General features: G+C 40.3%; 26 protein-coding genes and 2 riboswitches. Of the genes, 19 read left to right on the top strand and 7 right to left on the bottom strand.

All coding sequences use genetic code 11. The features are described 5' to 3' along the window. The first annotated feature begins 217 nt into the window (after positions 1–217). The 13 genes from MKY06_RS18030 to MKY06_RS17970 all read left to right on the top strand — a co-directional run bounded on the left by MKY06_RS18030 (position 218) and on the right by MKY06_RS17970 (position 13115). Positions 218–1849: a xylulokinase gene (locus tag MKY06_RS18030; protein WP_029323330.1), complete on the top strand. Its 1632-nt coding sequence runs from the start codon at positions 218–220 to the stop codon at positions 1847–1849. Continuing rightward, positions 1843–2541 (top strand): L-ribulose-5-phosphate 4-epimerase, encoded by a 699-nt coding sequence (locus MKY06_RS18025; RefSeq protein WP_029323328.1) that lies wholly within the window; start codon positions 1843–1845, stop codon positions 2539–2541. Before MKY06_RS18030 ends, MKY06_RS18025 begins: the two co-directional genes overlap by 7 nt. Positions 2542–2570: 29 nt before the next feature. Next, positions 2571–3995 carry an L-arabinose isomerase gene (gene araA, locus MKY06_RS18020; RefSeq protein WP_029323326.1) on the top strand — a complete coding sequence of 475 codons (1425 nt, stop codon included), beginning with the start codon at positions 2571–2573 and terminating at the stop codon, positions 3993–3995. A gap of 147 nt (positions 3996–4142) precedes the next feature. Further along, entirely contained in the window at positions 4143–5522 is a 1380-nt protein-coding gene (locus MKY06_RS18015) for a sugar porter family MFS transporter (RefSeq protein ID WP_013058235.1), read from the top strand. 571 nt (positions 5523–6093) lie between these two features. Continuing rightward, positions 6094–6231 carry a hypothetical protein gene (locus tag MKY06_RS18010; protein ID WP_156405031.1) on the top strand — a complete coding sequence of 46 codons (138 nt, stop codon included), beginning with the start codon at positions 6094–6096 and terminating at the stop codon, positions 6229–6231. Beyond that, a complete protein-coding gene (locus MKY06_RS18005; RefSeq protein WP_236019604.1) occupies positions 6228–6968 on the top strand; it encodes a metallophosphoesterase family protein in 741 nt (246 codons plus the stop codon). Before MKY06_RS18010 ends, MKY06_RS18005 begins: the two co-directional genes overlap by 4 nt. Positions 6969–7267: 299 nt before the next feature. After that, positions 7268–7519, top strand: coding sequence for a hypothetical protein (locus MKY06_RS18000; protein ID WP_013058233.1), 252 nt, complete (start codon positions 7268–7270; stop codon positions 7517–7519). 80 nt (positions 7520–7599) lie between these two features. Further along, positions 7600–7710, top strand: a riboswitch (SAM riboswitch). Between the two features lie 79 nt (positions 7711–7789). Next, positions 7790–7978, top strand: a riboswitch (cobalamin riboswitch). A 150-nt stretch (positions 7979–8128) separates the two neighbouring features. Then, the gene (gene metE, locus MKY06_RS17995; RefSeq protein WP_098399647.1) at positions 8129–10423 is read left to right on the top strand and encodes a 5-methyltetrahydropteroyltriglutamate--homocysteine S-methyltransferase; all 2295 of its coding nucleotides are present in this window, start codon (positions 8129–8131) and stop codon (positions 10421–10423) included. A gap of 142 nt (positions 10424–10565) precedes the next feature. Then, positions 10566–11183: an acetate uptake transporter gene (locus tag MKY06_RS17990; protein WP_013058231.1), complete on the top strand. Its 618-nt coding sequence runs from the start codon at positions 10566–10568 to the stop codon at positions 11181–11183. A gap of 144 nt (positions 11184–11327) precedes the next feature. Further along, positions 11328–11828, top strand: coding sequence for a GNAT family N-acetyltransferase (locus MKY06_RS17985; protein WP_013058230.1), 501 nt, complete (start codon positions 11328–11330; stop codon positions 11826–11828). Positions 11829–12143: 315 nt separating this feature from the next. Beyond that, on the top strand, positions 12144–12344 hold the full coding sequence (locus tag MKY06_RS17980; RefSeq protein WP_013058229.1) for a helix-turn-helix transcriptional regulator: 201 nt from the start codon (positions 12144–12146) through the stop codon (positions 12342–12344). A gap of 161 nt (positions 12345–12505) precedes the next feature. After that, the gene (locus MKY06_RS17975) at positions 12506–12670 is read left to right on the top strand and encodes a hypothetical protein (RefSeq protein ID WP_013058228.1); all 165 of its coding nucleotides are present in this window, start codon (positions 12506–12508) and stop codon (positions 12668–12670) included. Between the two features lie 31 nt (positions 12671–12701). Continuing rightward, positions 12702–13115, top strand: coding sequence for a DUF5301 domain-containing protein (locus MKY06_RS17970; RefSeq protein WP_064471941.1), 414 nt, complete (start codon positions 12702–12704; stop codon positions 13113–13115). 106 nt (positions 13116–13221) lie between these two features. Here MKY06_RS17970 and MKY06_RS17965 read toward each other — a convergent pair whose 3' ends face one another. From MKY06_RS17965 to MKY06_RS17950, 4 genes are all read right to left on the bottom strand, one after another. Continuing rightward, on the bottom strand, positions 13222–13362 hold the full coding sequence (locus tag MKY06_RS17965) for a hypothetical protein (protein ID WP_013058226.1): 141 nt from the start codon (positions 13360–13362) through the stop codon (positions 13222–13224). Positions 13363–13528: 166 nt separating this feature from the next. Further along, on the bottom strand, positions 13529–14161 hold the full coding sequence (locus MKY06_RS17960; RefSeq protein ID WP_029323312.1) for a LysE family translocator: 633 nt from the start codon (positions 14159–14161) through the stop codon (positions 13529–13531). A 194-nt stretch (positions 14162–14355) separates the two neighbouring features. Further along, a complete protein-coding gene (locus MKY06_RS17955; RefSeq protein WP_013058222.1) occupies positions 14356–14796 on the bottom strand; it encodes a DUF5391 family protein in 441 nt (146 codons plus the stop codon). 428 nt (positions 14797–15224) lie between these two features. Beyond that, entirely contained in the window at positions 15225–15713 is a 489-nt protein-coding gene (locus tag MKY06_RS17950; protein WP_029323308.1) for a DUF2500 domain-containing protein, read from the bottom strand. 126 nt (positions 15714–15839) lie between these two features. On the opposite strand from MKY06_RS17950, the gene MKY06_RS17945 reads away from it, so the two are divergent. Together MKY06_RS17945 and MKY06_RS17940 are read left to right on the top strand one after the other, a co-directional pair. Continuing rightward, positions 15840–16805, top strand: coding sequence for a 2-hydroxyacid dehydrogenase (locus MKY06_RS17945; protein WP_055992689.1), 966 nt, complete (start codon positions 15840–15842; stop codon positions 16803–16805). 11 nt (positions 16806–16816) lie between these two features. Next, entirely contained in the window at positions 16817–17047 is a 231-nt protein-coding gene (locus MKY06_RS17940; RefSeq protein ID WP_029323305.1) for a YczI family protein, read from the top strand. Between the two features lie 28 nt (positions 17048–17075). Here the strand turns inward: MKY06_RS17940 and MKY06_RS17935 are convergent, their stop codons facing one another. Beyond that, positions 17076–17951, bottom strand: coding sequence for a Cof-type HAD-IIB family hydrolase (locus MKY06_RS17935; RefSeq protein WP_064471940.1), 876 nt, complete (start codon positions 17949–17951; stop codon positions 17076–17078). A 164-nt stretch (positions 17952–18115) separates the two neighbouring features. Here MKY06_RS17935 and MKY06_RS17930 point away from each other — a divergent pair, with 164 nt between their 5' ends. Next, positions 18116–18874, top strand: coding sequence for a DeoR/GlpR family DNA-binding transcription regulator (locus MKY06_RS17930; RefSeq protein ID WP_014458988.1), 759 nt, complete (start codon positions 18116–18118; stop codon positions 18872–18874). Between the two features lie 52 nt (positions 18875–18926). Next, the gene (locus MKY06_RS17925; RefSeq protein WP_057273680.1) at positions 18927–19136 is read left to right on the top strand and encodes a hypothetical protein; all 210 of its coding nucleotides are present in this window, start codon (positions 18927–18929) and stop codon (positions 19134–19136) included. Between the two features lie 284 nt (positions 19137–19420). Here the strand turns inward: MKY06_RS17925 and MKY06_RS17920 are convergent, their stop codons facing one another. Continuing rightward, entirely contained in the window at positions 19421–20107 is a 687-nt protein-coding gene (locus MKY06_RS17920; protein WP_340961083.1) for a YoaK family protein, read from the bottom strand. 73 nt (positions 20108–20180) lie between these two features. Then, positions 20181–20681 carry a GNAT family N-acetyltransferase gene (locus tag MKY06_RS17915; RefSeq protein ID WP_013058214.1) on the bottom strand — a complete coding sequence of 167 codons (501 nt, stop codon included), beginning with the start codon at positions 20679–20681 and terminating at the stop codon, positions 20181–20183. Between the two features lie 114 nt (positions 20682–20795). Here MKY06_RS17915 and MKY06_RS17910 point away from each other — a divergent pair, with 114 nt between their 5' ends. Further along, on the top strand, positions 20796–21725 hold the full coding sequence (locus MKY06_RS17910; protein ID WP_053487558.1) for a hypothetical protein: 930 nt from the start codon (positions 20796–20798) through the stop codon (positions 21723–21725). Positions 21726–21829: 104 nt separating this feature from the next. Continuing rightward, positions 21830–22459 carry a CPBP family intramembrane glutamic endopeptidase gene (locus tag MKY06_RS17905; protein WP_098900959.1) on the top strand — a complete coding sequence of 210 codons (630 nt, stop codon included), beginning with the start codon at positions 21830–21832 and terminating at the stop codon, positions 22457–22459. The last annotated feature ends 7 nt before the right edge of the window (positions 22460–22466 follow it).

Genomic DNA, 22466 nt, shown 5'->3' with positions numbered 1-22466 from the left:
AATGATTTAAGGGTTGGATACCGATTTTTTTAAAGTTTGAGAAGGAAATAGTAGGGTGTTTTGAATATTTGTGTGTATATATAATTTTTATATTGACAAATGTACGTACAAATAAATATACTTAAGTTGTTAACAAATTCAAACAGCGTTACATAAAACGGAAAGCGCTTCCTTACTGCTATAGGTATCTTTATAGCTATCAGAAAGGAGATTAAACGTGAAAACAACTCAAGAAAGCATAAAACAAGCAATTGCTAAAGGGAAAACGTCCCTTGGAATTGAACTTGGATCTACTCGTATTAAAGCGGTGCTGATTAATGAAAACTTTGAAACGATCGCATCAGGCAGTTATGAATGGGAAAATCTCTTAGAAGGCGGTTTTTGGACGTACAACTTACTCGATATTATTACAGGTCTGCAAAGTGCTTACCGTGAAATGAAGCAAGAAGTGGAACGAAGCTACGGGATCACGATTCGAACAGTTGGCTCCATCGGCGTTTCAGCTATGATGCACGGATATATGGCATTTGATAAAACGGGTGAGCTGCTTGTTCCGTTTCGAACGTGGCGTAATGCAACAACAAGCGCAGCAGCAAAAGAATTAACTGAACATTTCCAATTTAATATTCCTGAACGATGGAGCATTGCGCATCTGTATCAGGCAATCATAAATCAAGAAAAACATCTGCCGCGCATTGATTACATGACAACGCTAGCCGGCTATATTCACTGGCTGCTGACAGGCAGTAAGGCGCTTGGCATTGGAGATGCTTCAGGAATGTTTCCAATTGATGAACGCACGCAAAATTACAGTGAAGCGATGATGAAGCAGTTTGATGATCTCATTTCTCATAAAGGGTATCCGTGGCAACTATCAGATATTCTGCCTGCAGTCCATACTTCAGGCGAGCAAGCAGGTACATTAACAGCCATTGGGGCTAGTATTCTAGATCAATCAAAAAATTTGCAGCCGGGAATTCCATTTTGTCCTCCAGAAGGAGATGCGGGAACGGGAATGGTGGCGACAAACAGCGTAAGAAAACGCACGGGAAATGTTTCAGTAGGAACGTCCGTTTTTGCGATGATTGTACTAGATAAAAAGCTTTCAAACGTTTATCCGGAAATTGATTTGGTTACTACGCCAAACGGCAGTCCAGTTGGAATGGTTCATGCGAATAACTGCTCAAGCGACTTAAACGCCTGGCTCGGATTGTTTCGCGAATTTTCGGAGGCGATGGGACAAAAAGTAGAGTCGGATAAATTATTCGAAGTGATGTTAAATAAAGCGCTAGAAGCTGATCCTGATGGAGGAGGCTTGCTTAGCTACGGCTATTTCTCAGGTGAAAATATTACCGGAGTAGAAAGTGGACGTCCGCTATTTGTCCGTTCAGCAAAAAGTAATTTTAATCTAGCAAACTTTATGCGAACGCATCTTTTTACAGCTTTTGGCGCTTTAAAAATAGGGATGGATCTTTTAGTCAAAGAAGAAAACGTAAAGATTCACAGTATTTTAGCGCACGGAGGCTTATTTAAAACGCCGGTAGTTGGTCAAAAAATGATGGCAGCGGCAATTAATACCCCGGTTTCTGTCATGGACACAGCTGGAGAAGGCGGCGCGTGGGGAATGGCTATTCTTTCTTCTTATATGCTTAATAAAAATGAAAATGAAAGTTTAGAAGATTTCTTGGATGATAAAGTCTTTAAAGAAGTAACCGCACAAGAAATTTATCCTGACGAACTTGATGTAAAAGGGTTTGAAGTATTTATTAAAAGATATAAAAAAGGGCTAGTGATTGAAAAAGCAGCTGCAGAGCACCACAGCGAAGAACGGGAGGAATTAGTGTGCTAGATAAATTAAAAGAAGAAGTATTTCAAGCAAACGTCGATTTGCCAAAACACGGACTGGTTAAGTACACGTGGGGAAATGTAAGTGCCATTGATCGAGACAGCGGTTTGTTTGTGATTAAACCAAGCGGTGTGACGTACGAGAAAATGACGGCGCAAGACATGGTAGTCGTTGATTTAGATGGCCGCGTGGTAGAAGGGGAGCTTAATCCGTCATCGGATACGCTGACGCATGCCGTACTCTATAAACATTACCCGCAAATCGGCGGTATTGCCCATACGCATTCAACGTGGGCGACCATTTGGGCTCAAGCAGGACTTGATGTGCAGGCAATGGGAACGACTCATGCCGATACCTTCTATGGTTCCGTACCGTGCGCGCGCTTTTTGACAGAAAAAGAAGTGAATGACGGATATGAAGTGGAAACGGGCAAAGTGATTATCGAAACGTTTGAAGAGCGCGGCTTAGATGTGCTAGCGGTTCCTGGCATTTTACTGCAAGGACACGGGCCGTTTACGTGGGGAAAAGATGCCAAATCGGCGGTAATGAACAGCGTCGTACTAGACGAAGTATCCAAAATGAATTTCTTTACACAAAAATTAAACGGACTGGCTGCAGAGCTGCCGCAGCGTATATTAGACAAACATTATTTACGAAAACACGGACAAAACGCGTATTACGGGCAAGGACAATAAAAGACTTACATACAGAAAAGGGGATTATCATGTTAAAAACAGCTCAAAAAGAATTTTGGTTTATTGTTGGTTCACAGCATCTTTACGGAAAAGAAGCACTAGCAGAAGTAAAAGCACACGCGCAAACGATGACTGATGCTTTAAATGAAAGCGGTGTCTTGCCTTATCCGATTGTTCTGCAAGATTTAGCTGTGAGTGCTGATACAATTACAAGCATGATGAAAGAAGTGAATTACCGAGATGAAGTTGCCGGTGTAATCACGTGGATGCATACGTTCTCGCCTGCAAAAATGTGGATTCGCGGTACCAAGTTACTGCAAAAACCGCTGCTTCATTTGGCGACACAATTTAACGAAAGCATTCCTTGGGAAACGATTGATATGGATTTTATGAACTTGAATCAATCCGCTCACGGTGATCGAGAATACGGTTTTATCAACGCGCGTTTGAACAAGCAAAATAAAATTGTAGTAGGCTACTGGGAGCGCCCCGAAGTACAGCAGCAAATTGCACAATGGATGGACGTAGCCGCTGCTTATAACGAAAGCTTCAACATTAAAGTCGCGCGTTTCGGCGACAATATGCGCAACGTCGGAGTAACGGAAGGAGACAAAATTGAAGCGCAAATTCAATTTGGCTGGACGGTTGACTACTTTGGAATCGGTGACCTTGTTCAATATGTAAATGCCGTTACAGAAGAAGAAATCAATGATTTGTTTGCTGAATATGCCGACGCGTACGAATTTGTCTACGGTGATTATTCTGCAGAAGAATGGGAGTCTAGCGTAAAAGTACAGGCAAGCTATGAAATTGCGATTAAACGTTTTCTAGATGAAGGCGGCTACAGCGCTTTTACCACTAACTTTGAAGATTTATACGGTATGAAACAGCTTCCTGGTCTAGCTGTCCAGCGCTTGATGGCACAGGGATACGGCTTTGCTGGTGAAGGAGACTGGAAAACAGCGGCGCTTGACCGCCTGCTCAAAGTAATGAGCCATAATCAGTCAACTGGCTTTATGGAAGACTACACGTATGAATTGGCTCCCGGGCGTGAGTCTGTGCTTCAATCTCACATGCTTGAAGTCGACCCCACGCTAGCGGTAAACAAGCCAAAACTAATTGTCTCTCCGCTAGGCATCGGCAACCGCGAAGATCCGGCCCGCTTAGTGTTTGACGGTAAGCAAGGAGAAGGCGTAGTGGTTTCCATGGCTGACTTCGGCACGCATTACAAGCTGTTAATTAACGAAGTATCGGCATTTGAGCCGGAAGTTCCAGCTCCAAATCTTCCGGTAGCGCGCGTGCTTTGGAACATTAAGCCGAACTTCCAAGACGGCGTTAAAGCGTGGATTGAAAACGGAGGCGGCCATCATACGGTACTTTCATTAAATTTAACGACCGATCAAATCGTGAGCTATGCAAAGCTTGTTGATCTAGAGTACGTCATTATTAAGTAAGCACCACTACTTCCGAGGGAGCACTGCTTCCTTGGAAGTGAAAATATAGCGTCAGTAAAAGAACGCCGTTTTTAGAAACAAATGAAAGCGTTTTAAATAAGTGTGGTAGGAAGCAAAACTAAGACAATACAAAGGGGATATATAATCATGAGTAAAGTATCAAGTAAGTTTATCTTCTTCTTCGGCTCATTTGCCGGTATTTTATTCGGTTATGATATTGGGATTATTGCTGGTGCAGAAAGTCATATCCGTGAAGCGTTTCATTTAAGTCCGCTCTGGCTGGGGATTGTGGTTTCGTCGCTAATGGGAGGAGCAATTATCGGTTCCATTTTAAGCGGATTATTAGGAGATAAGTTTGGACGAAGAAAGTTAATTTTAATTTCATCTATCATCTTTCTTTTAGGCTCCATCGGTTCAGCGATTGCACCAGAGGAAATTACGTTAACGATTGCGCGCGTCTTTTTAGGTACAGCAGTAGGAACAGCTTCTTCGTTAGTTCCTGCTTATATGTCAGAAATCGCACCCGCTCATATTCGCGGGAAGCTTTCAGGTTTGAATCAGCTAATGATTGTAATTGGATTATTATTAAGCTATATCGTAGCCTTTATTTTTGAGCCGGTTCCAAACAGCTGGCGATTAATGCTTGGCAGCGCCGGTATTTTTGCGATCGTCTTATGCATCGGTATGATCAAGCTTCCAGAGTCGCCTCGCTACTTAATTAAAAACGGAATGGCAGATAAAGCGCGTGAAGTACTGCGTACGCTTCGCCGGTCCACAGCTGAAGTAGAAGCTGAAGTGTCTGAAATTGAAAGCATAGCTGTTCATGAACAATCAGGCATCAAACAGCTGTTTCATAAAAAGTTTCGTTTAGCATTAATTATCGGTGTCGGAATGGCAACTTTTCAGCAGATTCAAGGCTCAAACTCAATTGTTTATTATGCAACAAGCATTGCTCGTCAAGTTGGTTTAGCGCCGCAGGTAGCTGCTGGTTTTACGGTCATCGTTGGGGTAATCTTCGTTGTGACAACACTTATTTTTCTGCAGTTTGTTGATAGATTCAACCGCCGTACCATTCTTACGATTGGCGGCGCGGGTATGGCTCTTTCATTTTTCACACCGGCTATTCTAGGAGCATTAGGCGTTAATGAAGTCGTCGTAAACTGGGTTACGTTAATTGCTCTTTGCTGCTTTATCCTTTGCTATGCGTTTTCTTGGGCGCCGCTTACGTGGATCATTGTAGGAGAAATTTTCCCGCTTTCTGTACGCGGAATCGGTGCTGGGATTTCATCTGCTTTTAACTGGACGGGATCGCTTGCAGTAGGGCTTGTGTTCCCAATTTTAGCCGACCAGTTTAGTTTAGGCGTGATCTTTTCAACGTTCGGGATCATTTGTATTCTCGGATTATTCTTCATACGCTTTGTAGTTGTTGAAACAAAAGGACGCAGCCTAGAGCAAATTGAAACGGACATGGCAGCTCGTTCTGCAAGGAAGTCTTTAAGTCCGGTTGAGCGTAATAAATATGTTTGATTGTCGTAATGTTTTAAATGTAAGGTGCTGAGATAAAAGTATTTTAGCTGAAGTGAAAAACGAACCACTAATCAAAGTGTTTGATTAGTGGTTCGTTTTTTTATGGTGAACGCAGGTTTCATCTGTTTCGTTTCTTCTAGCAGTTGATTGGAGAGCAAGGCGAAGACTCCTGCGGGAAAAGCGGAACAGATGAGACCTCGCAGGAGCGCAAGCGACGAGGAGGCTCATCGGACGCCCGCGGAAAGTGAAGCCTTGCACGGAAATCAACTGCGGGGTAACAAGCGGTTCAGCACATGTCGGCCTTTGTTCGTCCCCAGCCTCTTTCTTATTAGTAGATATAGAGATTTCAGCTTTTACACTGTCATATTAGTGCCTAATAAAATGGAAAGATAGGTTAGCTTATCATAGAGTGGACTTTAATAGATATTCATAACTAGCAATTTCTAAAACGAAAGCTAAATGTGCGTTCTGCTTACAAGAAGGTAGTGACCTTCGTCAACAAATTCTCATATAAACAAGTAAGCTTGTTTACTTTTAACTAAATTTATTTATTAATAGGGGGATTAACTAGTTGATGAATTTGACGCTTCATGAACGTTCTGAAAAGTTATTAAAGCAAAGAATTAAACAATTAAATCCGATCCATTTAACTTTGTTTTTATGGGCGACAGCAGAGGTGACGGACCAAACGATAATTGTTTCACGATGAGCGGTGAATTTGAGCTTGTATTAAAAAAGGCGGTGGAATTGAACCCGCTGTTTATTATTCATAGGGGAGACACCGTCTATACAGGGAAAAAAGAGTATTTGGAGCACTTTGTTAAGGTTGTCGAAAAAATCGCATCAAACATTCCTATGTTTGTATGCGTAGGGAATCATGATGAACTGTACCTTGATGAAAGCAATCTCGAAAACTTCAGAGCCACTATCGGAAAAGTACACTGGGTCATTGATATTCCTGTCTTCAACTTTCGGTGCATCGCATTAAATAATGTCATCAGTCCCAAGAATAAAATATATGGATTTACAGATAGAGAGCTGAATTATTTAGAGCAGCAGCTAGAGGATGCTCCTCGTAATACCGTCGTAGCCATGCATGCGCAGCCAAATATTGGCCGGTGGTCAAATCTTGAAGGGTTTCCTGTAACGACTCCTCAAAGTCAAGAATTTTTTGATTTAATTCAAGAACACCGCGTGAAAAAAGTTCTCGTTAGCCACGTGCATGCATATGACGAGCAGTTTATTAGAAAAAATAGAAACGGGTCGTTTATGTTTGGAAGAGGCACTGATTTTGTATTGTCAGGAGGCGCCGGTGCTCCTCTTGATTTTGATCCGCCTTTAATTTTAAATAATTATAATTTTACGGAGTTTTTTGTAAGCAGGTACAACATATTAGGACCTCTTCTTTGGAAGGATTTTGGACGACCTCGAAGAAATTGTTTGTAAAAACAAGAGAATAGAAAGCTATGTTTAGCCAAAAGCCTGCCCGTAATTCACAGGCAGACTTTTGGAAGATTATGCATAATGTTTACAGAAACCTTGTAGCAGAAGGCTCAGTCAAACGTTATAATAGATAATGAATGATGATATATTCTCTATATTTGTCATATATTTGTATTACATATGTAATTGAAGAAAAACATTCACTTGATATACTGTTTAATGACTTAACTTTATCTTAAAATTTACAGTGAAATGCCTGTTTATAGAGGCTTAGAACATACACAGCAAATGGAGGAGCAATCATGGCAAACGAAAAGATGCAAGAAGGACTTGATCGTTTTATCAAGGAAGATTTAAATGACCTTTTAGGTAGACTGTTCCCCTTAATGGACCGGGAGTGTGCCGAAGAAAAAAGAAAGCTTATCGAAACAGCGGTAGAGTATATTTATTCGTCAGGATATCACCAGGGAGCCAAAGATTTAATTGAAACGCACCGAAAAGACGATTACAAATTGTTAAGGCAAAAATTAGCGTCAGCGCCTCCTAAAAACTAATTTTTTTGAAATTTCTTTTGACAACATAAATCTAAGGTGTTAAGATGACTCTACATTCAAAATATTATAAACAATTAAAACTCTTATTGAGAGAGGCGGAGGGACTGGCCCTGTGAAGCCCGGCAACCATTTAACATTCTTGTTGAAAAGGTGCTACATCCTGCAAAGCGTACAGCTTTGAAAAATAAGAGAGGATTTCATAGATACTATGCCTCTCTATTCGTGATAGAGAGGCTTTTTATTTTATGTGAATATGTTTTGAATGGACAATTTTATAAAAATGCATCAGGTGCTGTGTAACGAATGTACGCAGCTTAAAAGGGAAGACCGGTGAAAAGCCGGCGCGGTCCCGCCACTGTAATGGGGAGCAACTTATTAACCACTGTTTCATGTTGAAATGGGAAGGGATAGGAAGCGATGAACCTAAGTCAGGAGACCTGCCTGTTGTATGCACTTAAGCTCTACGGGATATAGAGAGGAGTGAGGAATACGTGTTGAGAAAAACAGGCTGTCTCAACTCTAGTTAAGTATGCGTATTATCTCTCTTTTCATTTCGAAAAGAGAGATTTTTTAGTTTACCGATAAAAAAATATACAGGGAGTGGAAAAAATGAGCAGTGTAAAAAGTTCGAACTTAGGTTATCCAAGAATTGGTGAAAAACGAGAATGGAAAAAAGCGCTTGAGCAGTTTTGGGCAGGAAAGCTAGAGAAAGGTATCTTTCTTCAAGAAATTAAAGCTCTTCGTCTAGCGCATCTAAAAAAACAGCGTGACGCAGGAATTGAATTGATTCCAGTCGGCGATTTTAGCTTATACGATCACGTGTTAGATACAGCTGTTATGTTCGGTCTAGTGCCAAAGCGCTTTGAGTATAACGGAGGACCAGTATCGCTTGAAACGTATTTTGACATCGCCCGAGGAACAAAAGGTGCGGTAGCCTCTACGATGACAAAATGGTTTAACACAAATTATCACTACATCGTACCGGAGCTTGAGGAATGTACGCCGGTACTTGTAGAAAATCGCCCGCTTCAGTTTTACAAAGAAGCAAAAGAAAAGCTGAATATTGAAGGAAAGCCCGTGATTGTAGGTCCAGTAACATTTGTGAAGCTGTCAAAAGGATATAAAAAAAGTGAGTTTAAAGAAGTAGTTGAACAGTTTGTTCCGCTTTATGCAACTATCTTAGCGGAGCTGCAGGCAGAAGGAGTAGAGTGGGTGCAGATAGATGAGCCAATTTTATCTACAACGCTATCAAAAGAAGAACTGGCGCTTTACACAGAAGTCTATCAAACTTTGAAGGAAGCAGCACCGAATGTAAAAGTCATTTTGCAAACGTATTTTGACAGCGTTGATCACTACAAAGAAGTTGTGTCTCTTCCTGTTGAAGGAATCGGTTTAGACTTTGTGCATGACCGAGGCGAAAATCTCACTGTGCTTAATAAATATGGTTTTCCAACTGATAAAGTGCTGGCTGCGGGAGTGATTGACGGACGAAATATTTGGCGTGAAAATTTGGACGAACAGCTTTTAACGCTTAGTGAAATTGAAGAAGCCGTATCAAAAGACCGTTTGATTCTGCAGCCTTCATCAAGTTTATTACATGTTCCTGTCACGGTGAAAAATGAAGAAACCATTGATCCAGTATTGAAAAATGCGCTCTCTTTTGCAGATGAAAAGCTAAAGGAAATCACGCTTTTAACAAAAGCAGTGCAGCAAGGAAAAGAGTCGATAGAAGAAGAAATAAACGTAAGCAAACAGGCGATTCAAGCATTAAATGGTTCATCTTTTCGAAATCATCAAGACGTGCAAAAAGAGCTGAAGCAGCTGCACAGCTATAAAGCAGCGCGACAAGCGCCGTTTGACGTACGTCAACGCGTTCAGCAAGAAGCGTTTCAACTGCCGCTTCTTCCAACGACAACGATTGGAAGCTTTCCGCAAACAAAAGAAGTGCGAAAAGAGCGTTTAAAATGGCGTAAAGGCGAGTTAAGCGATGAAGCATATGAAGCGTACATTAACGAGGAAATAAAAAAATGGATTGAAATTCAAGAAGACATCGGCTTAGATGTCCTTGTGCACGGAGAGTTTGAGCGTACGGACATGGTCGAATACTTCGGTGAGAAATTAGGAGGCTTTCAGTTTACGAAGTTTGGCTGGGTGCAATCTTACGGTTCTCGCTGCGTGAAGCCGCCGCTTATTTACGGAGATGTATCGTATGAGCAGGCGATGACGATCAAAGAAACGGTCTACGCACAGTCTCTAACAAATAAGCCGGTTAAAGGAATGCTGACGGGTCCGATTACGATTTTAAATTGGTCGTTTGTGCGTGATGATATCCCGCGCTACGACGTGGCAAATCAAATTGCGCTTGCTCTTAGAAAAGAAGTAGAAGCACTTGAAAGTCAGGGCATTTCAATGATTCAAGTAGATGAACCGGCACTGCGTGAAGGATTGCCGTTAAAACGAGAAAACTGGGACAGCTACTTGAACGCTGCGGTGTATGCATTTAAACTAGCAACGGTATCGGTGCAAAACGAGACGCAAATTCACACGCATATGTGCTATTCAGAATTCGAAGAGATTATTGATGCCATCAAAGCGCTTGATGCCGACGTGATTTCCATTGAAACGTCTAAAAGCCACGGTGAATTAATTTATGCGTTTGAAAAACATACGTACAATCAAGGAATCGGACTTGGCGTGTATGATATCCACAGTCCGCGCGTACCGAAGCTTGAAGAGCTTCAGCGAAACATTGACCGCGCTCTGCAGGTACTTGATCCTGCATTATTTTGGATTAATCCCGACTGCGGCCTTAAAACAAGAGGAATCAGCGAGACGGTTGAAGCTTTAAAAGTCATGGTTGAGTCCGCAAAACAAACCAGACAAAATTTATTACAAAACGTTTAATGATAAGAAATTAAAGAACAAGCAGTGTAACCGCTACACTGCTTGTTCTTATGGGATTTTAAAAGGCCAAAAATATCCATTGACACTTCCCCTACATTTTTGTATCTTTTTAAAGGTGTTTTTAAAATCAGGGAGGTACAACATGAGTAACAACAGCACGCAGCACGTTAAAATTGTAACAGCGGATCCATCAGCGCTAGGTCTATTCGGACTTGCCATGGTGACACTTGTTGCATCGTTTCAAAAGCTTGGGGTAACCGATGGTGTTTCATTGGTATTGCCATGGGCGATTTTTTTAGGCGGGATAGGGCAGTTAATCGCGTCTATGCAAGATTTCAAACATAATAATACCTTCGGCGCAACTGCTTTTGGTGCCTTCGGGTTATTTTGGCTAGGTGTAGCTATGACATGGCTTATTCAGCTTGGAGCATTTGGGGAAGCGCTCGCAAAAGAAGCGGATCCGAAGCAGCTCGCATTTGCTTTTGTCGGCTACTTGATTTTCAGCGTTTTTATGACAGTTGGAGCAATGGGCACTCATAAAGTATTATTTATTATTTTTGTGTTAATCGATTTCTTATTCATTGGATTATCGCTAAGTACATTTGGTGTGGCATATGAGTACACGCACTTACTAGCAGCAGTTTCAGAGCTATTAATTGCTCTGTTTTCATTCTATGGATCTGCAGCGGCTGTATTAAATACTCACTACGGTCGAGTTGTGCTTCCGGTGGGCAAGCCGTTTGGTGCATTTATTAAATAATCAAGACGTTAATTAAAAAGCGAAGTAGGATTGAATTCTGTATGATGCAGAGGTCAATCCTTTTTTGTTTGGGCATTTTTATATATAGTAGAAAGAGATAGTTATATGTAATAGAAGCTTTTAGAGAAAAAAGAGAAATACATAATGAAAGGAAACGTTTCAATGATTATAAGACAAGTGGATGAAAAAGATTTAAACCAATTAATTACGTTAGAAAACAAAGGCTTTACACCTGAAGAAGCTGCCTCAAAAGACGCATTCATCACGCGGATTAACACCATTCCTGATACGTTTATCATCGCCCAAGAAAATGAAGAAATAATCGGATATGTGAACGGTCCCGTCATTTCAGCTCCGTTTATTACGGATGATTTGTTTGAAAAAACGATTTCGAACCCTGAGACAGGCGGTCATCAAAGTATTTTGGGTATCGTTGTAAATCCCAAGCATCATCACAAAGGAATTGCCAGTATGCTGTTAAGAGAATTTGAAAAACAAGCGCGGAACAAACAGCGCTTAACGGTTACCTTAACATGTAAAGAAGAATTGATTCCGTTTTACGAAAAAAACGGATATGTGAATCAAGGAGTAGCGGAGTCTCAGCATGCAGGCGTGCAGTGGTTTAATATGAGTAAGGAGCTTTAACAAACAGACAATGAAATAAAAAAGCACAAGCTTCTTTTAAGGAGTTTGTGCTTTTTTATATTAATTTCTGTGTAGTTATTGTAAATATGTAAAAGTAAAGATGGTATTTACATGAATAAGTACGGCTTTTTTATTGAGAGGGTGAACATGTGTTTAATCTATTTCGTCTTTAGATTGGATTAATCTCGTTATATTTCAATCTCTTTTTTAGGTAGGTAAGAGACATTGATTTGTCAAATATATTTGACAGTAACAAGGAAGATAATATAAGATATGGATGTAAAAAGTTTTTTACATTTTAGAGATGAGTGATGAATGGTGGAAAATCGAATTAAAGAACTGCGTAAAAGCAAACGAATGTCTCAAGATGAATTGGCAAAAGTATGCGGCGTATCGAGACAAACGATTAATGCAATTGAAAACAATAAGTATGATCCAAGCTTGACCCTTGCTTTTCAACTGGCTGCAGAGCTGGGAGCAACAGTAGATGAGCTGTTTTTATTTCATAAATCATGATGAGTTAGTTAAAAAGAGAAGGTAATGTGAAGTAGCGATCTTACTAGTAGAAGTTTTGACATTTCTGTACTATAAGCTAAAAGCACATAAGTAAATAGTAGATCAATATTACTTCTATCACTTTATAAAAAGAGATTTACAGAGCAACGGTGGTGAAATGAATGAAAAATCGAGCTGCCGGAGTAGCTCTTACAAGTACGGGCATGTTACTGTTGATGGTAACGTTAGTACTTCCTGTTCCGGGATTAACGTATAGTTTACTTGTAGGAAGCAGCATTGTACTAAAGGGCTGCGGAACAGGAGGAATAAAAAGGTGTATCACGTGAATGCAGCGTGATGTAGAAAAGGAGGTTCCTTTTGAAAAAAAGAACGATTATTATAGCTGCACTTTTATTTATCGTCGTATTTTATTTTACATATACCGGGAAAGCCTATCAGTTAAAAGACGTCATAAAAGTAGATGAAGCAAACGTTACGCGTATTGAAATAGATACGGACGAAGGAAAACGTGTAGTAGATGATAAAAAAGAGATAAAGCAAATCGTACATTCTTTGGCAAAAGTAGAAGTAAAAAAAAGCAAGGAGCTCGACCCAAAGTTTGACCAAGCTTACTGGGTAAAAATCGTCGAAAACAGAAAAGATGCGTACGGCTTAACGATTTACGATAATGACTACATAAAAGCGTTTAGCTTTGAAGATAAAAAACAGGCGACATATACGATTGTTAAAGATCAAAAAATAGATGTTAACAAGCTGTTTTCAACTAAATAAGCCTGAAAAGTACCATAAGCTTTTTCAAACCTACCAAAAAAGACAGCCTGCGCTGTCTTTTTTTATTAAAATAATAGATTGAAAATTATGACTATTTAAAGCGAAATTAATCCTTGCCTATATAATTAATAAATGATTGTATTAGGTCAATATCAGGGTTAACCAATAGTGCTGGAAGAAGGCCGAATGTTAATAATACAAGAACGTTTGATCCAATAAAGATGCGAAGTGCTTTTTTGATTTTCATGATATTTCCTCCTTTTTTTACATTTTCGTATAAAAAGAGAAAAAAATCAATAGAAATGTGACGAAATTGTGAACTTTTTGTCTGATAGTCCCTGATAGATTATAAAAATCCCCTCTCTATACTAGATAAAGAGGGGATATAGCAAGTCATAAAATATGTAGAAACATTAAAAGTACATGCGCAGATTCCCAATGAAACGATAAAGAAAATAGCATGAAAAACCAATTAAGACACATCCTGCCGCAATAGAAACCCATTTAATATAAAGCTGATTCAGCACTTTTCTAGTTCCAGAAACAATCGTCATTAAGCCTAGGTCATGAATTAAAATCCCTGTTAATATTCCGGCAGCAATCAGCAGGAAATGAAAAGAATGAGAGGATTGAAGCGAATTAGTCAGCACCGTTCCAAACACGCTGAGCCAAAAAATGAGATTGCTAGGAGAAATCGCAACAAAGATCCCGTTCATATAGGAAGATGCAAACGACTTTTTTACGTGCTCTCCAGGAGACGTTATATCATGGTCGGCATGTCTAATGCTGTCATAGCCAATATAAAGTAAAAAAAGCGCTCCTATAAGCCACATCATAAGCTGTATAAAAGGAGCCGATAAAAAAGAAGCCAGTCCAGAGTAAAGAAGCACAATTAATAATAAATCAACCGTCATTCCTCCGAGTCCAACAACCCATCCGTGAAGAAACCCGTTTTTTAAACCTTGCTTTGTCATTTCAATCGTCACCGTGCCAACGGGAAGGGCAATCGAAAGGCCTAGCAGTACATTTGTTAAAAATAATGTCACCAAAAACAAAACCTCTTTCAATCTTGTATCTACTATTATTTTCCGTTTAAGTGGTCTTTCATTATATAAAAATATGTAATGAAATTTGATGTTATGTATAAAAAACAGTAAGCACAAAGGCTACTTCGTTATATTTACACTTTTTACTTACCGAGCTATAAAAAGAGGAGCAGTAGCGGCTCCTCTTCACCATTTTAAACGCTTTCCTGCACGGTGGCTGACGGTCTTTTAAACGCAGCAACAAACCACACAATATTCGTAATCAGCAAACCTAAACAAGAAATCATTATTCCTATAATTGAAGATAAGTTTCCTGAGAAATCTTCTAATCCGAATAAAAACAGAGCCGGCATCAGTAATAGAGTACTAGCAGCGATTAAAAGTCCGATGCTGCAAAAAGCAGCCATGACAAATTTTAAAAAATGCATTCCTATCAGATAAAAAGCTAAAGGCAACAAATATAAAAACAGAACCATGCCAAGAGATAACCACAGCCCTGTTGAGCCGAACGTATTAACGTTGGGGCCTGAATCTGCTAGAGGAGAAAGCGAACCAAGAACCAAAATGAAGCAGAAAAATAGGGCGGAAAGCAAAGTGGTGACTATCACACTATTTTTTGCTGTAGAATTACGCACTGTTTTTTAACCTCCTTTCCAATAAATAAGCATATGGATTAATTTTACAATAAAAGACTCAATTAAAAAACCACTTTTTTACAAAAACCTTTGATAGGTTGGATAATAATGAAGAGAAGCCGGGTTAAGATAATACACGTGTACATATTTTTTGTGTGGACCTGGATAGTGGGTTTCGTGCCAGTATTGCGCCAGTATTGTTTGAATAGGATGCGAATGAGGGGCTTCGCCGTAATGTCCGTAGTAGAGGCCGCTGCCTGAATAAGGAGAATACATAAAATCACCTGCCTGCTTAAATGAATGTGTTACACGGTATGTTTTATATGGATTAACGTTCTTCTACAGTGTAAAAAGGGCACAAATAGGTCATTGGCTATATGAATGCTCCATTACAGTAAAAAAGACCTCTAAAAGCAAGAGGTCATAAGCTAAGCATCTGTATGTTCTTCACTTGGATTCCTTTGAAAATCCAAAAAACGAGTTCCTTGAAACGTCAGCATTCCTTCGTCGCCTTCTGCAAGCATGCCGTATTCGCGGCCTGAAACAGTAAATTCAGAGCGGTCGGTGCTTTCAAACTGAAAGGTTACGTAGTAGGTTGTAGACGTGTGAGAGTGATGATGTTCGTGAGCGTGACCGCCATGGCGGTGGACGTTTGTCCGTTTGCCCGTAACTTTTGCTTTTACGGAGAGACGGGGAGACTGCTCATTTTTACTCCACGTGCCGATTCCTTTAAAAATAGAAAATAGAAAAATACCAATAACTATAACAAAAAATAGCATCACAAACGTAGGCATTCCGTTAAATAACGCGTCATCTGGAAAAAAAGCGCCTCCGCTTACGTCATCGGGCACATCACCTTCAAAAACAATGTCATCTCCGGACGGGTCATCTTCAAATATCATTTCATCTTCAAACATTCGTATTCCCCCTTACTATAAATACGATTACTGAATGGAAAAAGTTTCATCTTTATAGTAGTCTTATGATAGGATAGCTAGTTACTATTCATACATATGAGTGAACAAGGAAAAGGAGAGATACACATGGGGAAATACAAAGTTGTTATGTCTGGAAAAACGTGGCCAAATGCTTACGAGAAGCTAGCGGAGCACTGCGATATTCAAATGTGGGAAGGAGAAGGAAAGATTCCACAAGAAACGCTGCGCGACTGGCTTCGTGACGCTGACGGCTTTTTTAATATCGGCCACATCACAGTGGACGAAGAGCTGTTAGAAGCAGCACCGAACCTGAGCGTTATTTCTCAATCAGGCGTAGGGTATGACAGTGTAGATGTCGAAGCATGCACCAAAAAAGGCGTGCCGTTTAGCAATACGCCAGGCGTGTTAGTAGAAGCGACGGCTGATTTAACGTTTGGTTTATTACTGTCGGCAGCTCGCCGCATTCATGAAGGCTATGAAAAAGTGAAACAAGGAAACTGGGAAACGGTATTTGGCGTCGATTTATTTGGAAAAACGCTTGGTATTGTTGGAATGGGCGATATCGGAAGCGCCGTTGCCAGACGAGCAAAGGCATCGGGGATGAACATCGTTTACCACAACCGAAGCCGCAAGCATGAAGCAGAAAAAGAGCTTGATGCCGTATACCTTTCGTTTGAAGAACTGCTTCACACAGCTGACTGTATCGTATGCCTAGTGCCGCTTTCAAATGAAAGCAAAGGCATGTTCGGAGAAGAGGAATTTAAAGCAATGAAAAGCAGCGCGTATTTTGTAAACGCAGCGCGCGGAGGATTAGTGAACACTGAAGCACTTTACGAAGCGCTGAAAAATGAAGAAATTGCATATGCTGCACTGGACGTAACAGACCCAGAGCCGCTTCCGGCAGATCATAAGCTGCTGCAGCTTTCAAACGTGCTGGTAACACCGCATATTGGAAGTGCTACGTACGAAACGCGCAATCGCATGGCAGATTTAGCCGTCCAGAACCTGCTTTTAGGTCTTGAAAAAAAGCCTTTAGTGACGTGTGTGAATGAAGAAGTGAATTACAAGTAAGGAGAGATTTTTTGTTAAAAGCATTACAGCTTATTCTTTCGATTATTACTGTTGGACTGGCTCTTTATATCATGCTCACTCACAGTTACCAGTTTCTTTCGTTTTTAAATATACTGCTCGGGTTTACCATGCTAGTTTTAGGAGCAATCGAGTGGCAAAAAAGAAAGAAAACCAGCGCGTGGCTGTTGCTTTTAGTTGCGCTGTTTAGCTGGTTTGTCGGTATTTACCGCATGACCATTTAAAAACGCTTGGCATTTGCCAAGCGTTTTTTTAATGTGCTTTCAGCTGCGTTTCTAACACTTTTTCAATAACGGAAGCTACTCCGTTTTCATCGTTCGTTAATGTAATATCATCAGCTAACGCTTTAATTTCCGCGTGCGCATTTGCCATAGCGATTCCTTTTCCAGCCGTTTGCAGCATCGATACGTCGTTAAAGCTGTCTCCAATGGCAATGGTATCCTGAAGAGAGCCGCCAAGCTCTTTTACCACGTATGTTAATGCGTTTCCTTTTGACGCGTCTTTATGTTCCAGTTCAAAGTTATGATCAGCGGAAGAGACAAGGGTCATGTCATGCTGCTTGCTAAAGTGATCCCAGCCTTTTTTTCGTTTTTTATCATCAAATGAAAAAGCTAATACGTTATAAAGCTCAGCGTTTGTATTTAAAATATCTTCATACGATGCAACAAAGGCAAATCCCGTTTGGCTGTATTGCTTAGCAGCAGCGTGATGAAGTCTTTCTTCGTCCACGTTTTTATTGGCGCTTTTTACCCGGTCAATTTCAATGGCCAGCAGCTCACGACCCGAGTTTGGTGTATAAATCGCATGTTCGGCAAACACTTCATAATAAAATTCGTTTGCATCCAGCCACTGAAGCGCTTCTTTTACGTGATGTGCATCAATCGGAACCGAATGTCTTAGCTGTCCGTTCGGGTCATGAATAGTCGCTCCGTTTGCGGCAATCACCCAAAGGTTTGAAAGCTCAGCTTTTTTTAAAATTTCCTGCACGTCGAAATAAGCGCGCCCTGTAGCAACCACGACTTCAACTCCGTGTGTTTGCGCTTTTTTAATTGCTTCTGCATTAATTGTGCTAATTTCACTGCTGCTATTTAAAAGAGTTCCATCTAAATCTGTAAAAATCATCTTCATAAACTATCTCTCCCTTTGACTATTATTACTTGTTTTTGCATGATTTATCTTGTTTATCCTACAATAAACGAAAAAACACTGATAATCAAGCGTTTTTACATTGTTTTTACAAAAGAAACAAGTATAATAAAGTAAAAAGCAGAAAGAAAACAGGTGAACAAGCGATGTTAAAACAAGAAAGACGCAAACAAATTATGAATTTGCTTGAAAAAGAAGGGCGAATTGTGGCCACCACGCTTAGTCAAACGCTGAATGTTTCAGAAGATACAATCCGCAGAGATCTGCGGGAAATGGACGCGCTTGGTCTGCTGCAGCGCGTACACGGAGGAGCGCTTCCGCGTTCCACGTCTGCGGTTGATTACAAAGAGCGAAAACGTGAATTGATGGATGTTAAGCATTCACTTGCCGTTGCGGCGCTTCCGTTAATTAAAGACGGGCAGGTGCTCTTGATGGACGGAAGTACAACAAATATTCAGCTCGTCAAAGCTTTTCCAAAAAATTTAAACGTTACGGTTATTACAAACAGTCCGTTAATTACCGTTGCACTAGCGGAACATGACTTTGTAGAAGTTGTTTCTCTTGGAGGAACGTTTCGAAAAGAATCGATGGTCACGGTAGGACAAAGCGTGGTTGATACGCTTAAACAAATTCGAGCGGATCTTTGTTTTTTAGGCGTATACGCAATCGATCCTAAAATCGGGATGAGCATTCCTTTGCTTGAAGAAATGCACATTAAAAGCCAAATGATTAAAAGTGCGAGTGAAGTAGCGGCTATTGTAACAGCTAAAAAACTCAATACATCGTCAACGTACACGTTCAGCTCAGCCAACTCGCTAGATTGGCTCATTACAGAAGAGCATGTGAACGAAACCGTGTTAAATGCTTACCGCGAAATCGGCATTGAAGTAATCACAAATAAATAGTAGTTTTAGTAAGGAAGTATATGGTAATGTAGAGTAAAAAGGAGCTTGAGCGATGAGCGAACAAATAGATGTTACGCAGGAATTAGCGAAGCTTCAGCAAAGAGTCGAACACCTAGAGGAAAGAATGGAAAAAGCAGAGTCTAAGCAAAGTCCTTTGCGGTCATTATGGGAAGCCATACGATCGATTTTAATTGGACTATTCATTGTAGGACCTGCAGCGGCAATCATTCTTGGCGTTTTAGCGGCACTAGCGGGAAAATGAAAAAGGTTGAGACATAACTAACTAAATCAATATAACCTAAAGGCGAACAAATTGGATAAATGATCTAGTATGTTCGCTTGTTACAGCGCTGTTGATTTCGGTGCAAGACTTCGCTTTCCGCAGGAGTCTTCGTCTTGCCCTTCAATCAACAGCTAGAAGCCGCTACATATATGAACGTTCACTATACTAATAAAAATCCGAACAAATTTGATTCTCAATCAAGAATCAAACTCGTTCGGATTTTCCTTTGACTAAAATACTTTTGTCCCAGCCTTGTTTTATTATTATTTTTCTGAATCAGAACGAAACTTCGTGCTGACAAAAATAATGATGGCTAACAAAATAACAAGGGGCAGCCAAATAATTTCAAATTTATAAGCAGGCTCTGCAAGTGCAGCGATAACAGCGCCAAAGCAGTAAAGTACAAGAGACAGCGCGCGAAGAATGGCATCGGTTGTAAACGTTTTGCGGTAGCGAGGGCTGCGCAAACGTGCCGTTACGTCTTCAAAGAAATTAGCAAGCGTTCCCGTTAATACGGTTGTTGAAATTCCGGCTACGCCAAGCTTTCGAGCAGCCGTTGTTTGAAGTCCCATTGCTGAGCTTAGTAAGAAAATAAACAAGTAAGTTAAGTGTAAAGAAGGAGAAAACGAAGATAAAAGTGCAAAAACAAGTAAAATTAATCCTTCTATTCCAAGCGCGATCGTTACGGCTTTAGGCCAAAACGTTTTTTCTTTGTTTCCAACAAGGATTGCAGCGCCTACAACTCCTACAATAAAACCTCCTAAAGCTGTCAGGGAGTGAAAAACAGTTGTTTCAAGAGAGTTTCCGATTGCTAGCCCAAGCAGCACGATGTTTCCGGTCATGTTTGCCGTAAAGATATGGCCAAGGCTTAAGTAGCCAATCACATCGACGATACCCGCTGTGACACAAAGAACCAGCAAAATAATGTTTCGATAAGTAGAATTCGTCACGGTAAGTCATCCTTTCTTTTTATACCAACTAAACAGTTTACCGTGAAGAAAAAAATCTGTCCAGATAGTTGTCTTACAAATTTTTAAGCGTGTCCCACCCAAAAGCCACTTCAGATAGAGATGTACCCTCAATAACAACCTCAGCACGATCGATTCTTTTTCCGCCAAGCGCTTCGTAAAATTGACAGGCGCCGTTTTGTTCAAAAGCCCATGTGAGCATCGTATGTATATGTTGGTTTACCAGCTCTTGCGCTATTTTATGCATAAGCGCTTTTCCAATCCCTTTTCGCTGATGCTCTGCGAGTAAATACATTGCATATAGTTCTCCGGTATAGGAAGGGTGCTTATTGGTTCTTTCTTTGCCATAAGAAGCGAAGCCGACGATTTGACCGTTTTCTTCTGCAACAAAAACAGAATTTGACTCCAGCTGCTTTTTCCAAAGAGGTTTTCGCTTTTCAGCGCTCAAAGAATCTAAAAAAGAATCCGGAACAAGTCCTTTATAAGTTGATTTCCAGCTTTCTACGTGTACATTTGCGATGCCCGCTTCATCGCCAATTCTGCCTTGACGTATCATATGCTCACCTCATTTTTTCTATATTTTAACATAATTTTAAAGCGGGCATCCCCGTTTTTCCGTTTTCTTTGTATATATATAGTAGCTATTTTACATAACAAAGGAGATGATATAATGAGTAAATTACTATTAAAAGATCAGCCGTTAATTGTACTGCCGGCGCTTGCAGTTAAAGTAGGAGTGAACGGAGCGCTGTTTCTTCAGCAGCTTCACTACTGGCTTGAAAAAAGCGTAAATGTACAGGACGGATATACGTGGGTATATAATACAAATCAGCAGTGGCTGCAGCAGTTTCCGTTTTGGTCGCTTTCAACGATTCAACGCATCATTTCAAAGCTTGAAAAAGAAGGACTGATTATAAAAGGAAAGTACAACCGCTCTAAATTTAACAACACGGTCTGGTACCGGATTGATTATAAGAAACTAGAAGAGCTTATGCCAAGCGATGAATTTGAAGAGCTCGAAGATGTCAATTTGACAGAAGGGGAAAGTCAAATTGAAGCAGCGGAGCCGGTCACAGTGAAGGCGTCATTAACAGAGACTACAGCAGAAAATACAAATCAAATAAAAAGAGAAGAAGACGCGCATGACGCTTACGTACAAACGTTAGAAGCCGCTTTTATTGCTAGAAGAAACCGAGGAGTGTATCCTTCAGCCAGCGATTTAAAGCATATGTACGAAGTCGCAAAAAGCGAAATACCCGTAGAAGAGGCGCTATCTGGACTGCAGGAAGCATTTGATCACTACGTGCCTAAATACAGCGGCGATACCATTCGAGCATTTGCCTATATTAAACAGCATCTTTTTCATAAGCATTATGTAACGTCACAGCGTACGCTAGCAAGTCAACAGACTGAAAAGCCGCTTTCCTACGCTAATAAAAAGCGCGTCATTCGCAAGGAAATGACGCCGGATTGGCTAAAAGAAAATGAAGAGCTAGAACCTCCAGCTCCTGCTTTTAAAGACGATGCTCACTTTGAAGAAGAAAAGAAAAAGCTTGCTGAAAGTCTTCGTGAGCTGGAGCAGGAATTAAAAAATAATTGAAAATACCACTGGACTTTTATAAGATAAAAGATAGTAAACCTTTTGAATACGAAAGGTTTACTAGGTAAAAGAAAAGCGGCTCTTAAAGAAGGTGCGCCATAAACGTGATAAAATTTTTGTTTTTGCTGTTCATGCCTACAATCTTTGTTTTTTTCGGTTTGTGGCTTATCCAAAATGTGTTGGTAACATTTGTGTGCTTTTACGGCTGGATGTTTATGATTTTATATGCGAATAATAAAATTAACTTGAAGGTAGCGCTTACAAAAAAATCTCTGTATGTGGGAACTCTGAGCGGAGTTCTATGTGCCGCTGTGATAATTGGAAGCAGCCTGCTTTTTTCTGGTAAAATCTTTCATGTAGAAGATATGCAAGCGGTTTTGCAAATATGGGGATTTAGCGGATGGAAAGTTATCATTTTAGCCGTCGTTTTGATTTTTATTAACCCTTATTTAGAAGAAATGTATTGGCGAGTCTATATACAGAATAAAGTGAAGAAGCATCTGTCCTTACCTGCTTCAACCATTGTTACATCAAGCTTTTATACGCTTTATCACCTGTTTATTATTCTGCCTGTTTTTGCGTTTCCTTTTAATTGGATCTCGGCTGCAGGCATTTTTTTAGCAGGTATAATGTGGGCGTGTATAAGGGAGCGATATGGTGCCGAAGCGGCAATTATTAGTCATGCGTTAGCGGACGCGGCGATCATGATCGTATACGGATTATATGTAAGATAGTGGTATT

This window comes from Priestia sp. FSL P4-0332 (assembly GCF_038005845.1).
Classification (GTDB): domain Bacteria; phylum Bacillota; class Bacilli; order Bacillales; family Bacillaceae_H; genus Priestia.
The sequence above is the reverse complement of the archived record's forward strand: the minus strand, read 5'-3'. Positions and strand labels throughout refer to the sequence as shown.

What these genes read in the sequence shown, in the direction of transcription:
- MKY06_RS17965 (WP_013058226.1), bottom strand. Translation starts at nt 13,362, where the DNA reads ATGAAAATCAAAAAAGCACTTCGCATCTTTATTGGATCAAACGTTCTT.
- metE (WP_098399647.1), top strand. Translation starts at nt 8,129, where the DNA reads ATGAGCAGTGTAAAAAGTTCGAACTTAGGTTATCCAAGAATTGGTGAA.
- MKY06_RS17990 (WP_013058231.1), top strand. Translation starts at nt 10,566, where the DNA reads ATGAGTAACAACAGCACGCAGCACGTTAAAATTGTAACAGCGGATCCA.
- MKY06_RS17950 (WP_029323308.1), bottom strand. Translation starts at nt 15,713, where the DNA reads ATGTTTGAAGATGAAATGATATTTGAAGATGACCCGTCCGGAGATGAC.
- MKY06_RS17935 (WP_064471940.1), bottom strand. Translation starts at nt 17,951, where the DNA reads ATGAAGATGATTTTTACAGATTTAGATGGAACTCTTTTAAATAGCAGC.
- MKY06_RS18015 (WP_013058235.1), top strand. Translation starts at nt 4,143, where the DNA reads ATGAGTAAAGTATCAAGTAAGTTTATCTTCTTCTTCGGCTCATTTGCC.
- MKY06_RS17930 (WP_014458988.1), top strand. Translation starts at nt 18,116, where the DNA reads ATGTTAAAACAAGAAAGACGCAAACAAATTATGAATTTGCTTGAAAAA.
- MKY06_RS17915 (WP_013058214.1), bottom strand. Translation starts at nt 20,681, where the DNA reads ATGATACGTCAAGGCAGAATTGGCGATGAAGCGGGCATCGCAAATGTA.
- MKY06_RS17985 (WP_013058230.1), top strand. Translation starts at nt 11,328, where the DNA reads ATGAAAGGAAACGTTTCAATGATTATAAGACAAGTGGATGAAAAAGAT.
- MKY06_RS17945 (WP_055992689.1), top strand. Translation starts at nt 15,840, where the DNA reads ATGGGGAAATACAAAGTTGTTATGTCTGGAAAAACGTGGCCAAATGCT.
- MKY06_RS17980 (WP_013058229.1), top strand. Translation starts at nt 12,144, where the DNA reads ATGGTGGAAAATCGAATTAAAGAACTGCGTAAAAGCAAACGAATGTCT.
- MKY06_RS18005 (WP_236019604.1), top strand. Translation starts at nt 6,228, where the DNA reads ATGAGCGGTGAATTTGAGCTTGTATTAAAAAAGGCGGTGGAATTGAAC.
- MKY06_RS17925 (WP_057273680.1), top strand. Translation starts at nt 18,927, where the DNA reads ATGAGCGAACAAATAGATGTTACGCAGGAATTAGCGAAGCTTCAGCAA.
- MKY06_RS18000 (WP_013058233.1), top strand. Translation starts at nt 7,268, where the DNA reads ATGGCAAACGAAAAGATGCAAGAAGGACTTGATCGTTTTATCAAGGAA.
- MKY06_RS17975 (WP_013058228.1), top strand. Translation starts at nt 12,506, where the DNA reads ATGAAAAATCGAGCTGCCGGAGTAGCTCTTACAAGTACGGGCATGTTA.
- MKY06_RS17910 (WP_053487558.1), top strand. Translation starts at nt 20,796, where the DNA reads ATGAGTAAATTACTATTAAAAGATCAGCCGTTAATTGTACTGCCGGCG.
- araA (WP_029323326.1), top strand. Translation starts at nt 2,571, where the DNA reads ATGTTAAAAACAGCTCAAAAAGAATTTTGGTTTATTGTTGGTTCACAG.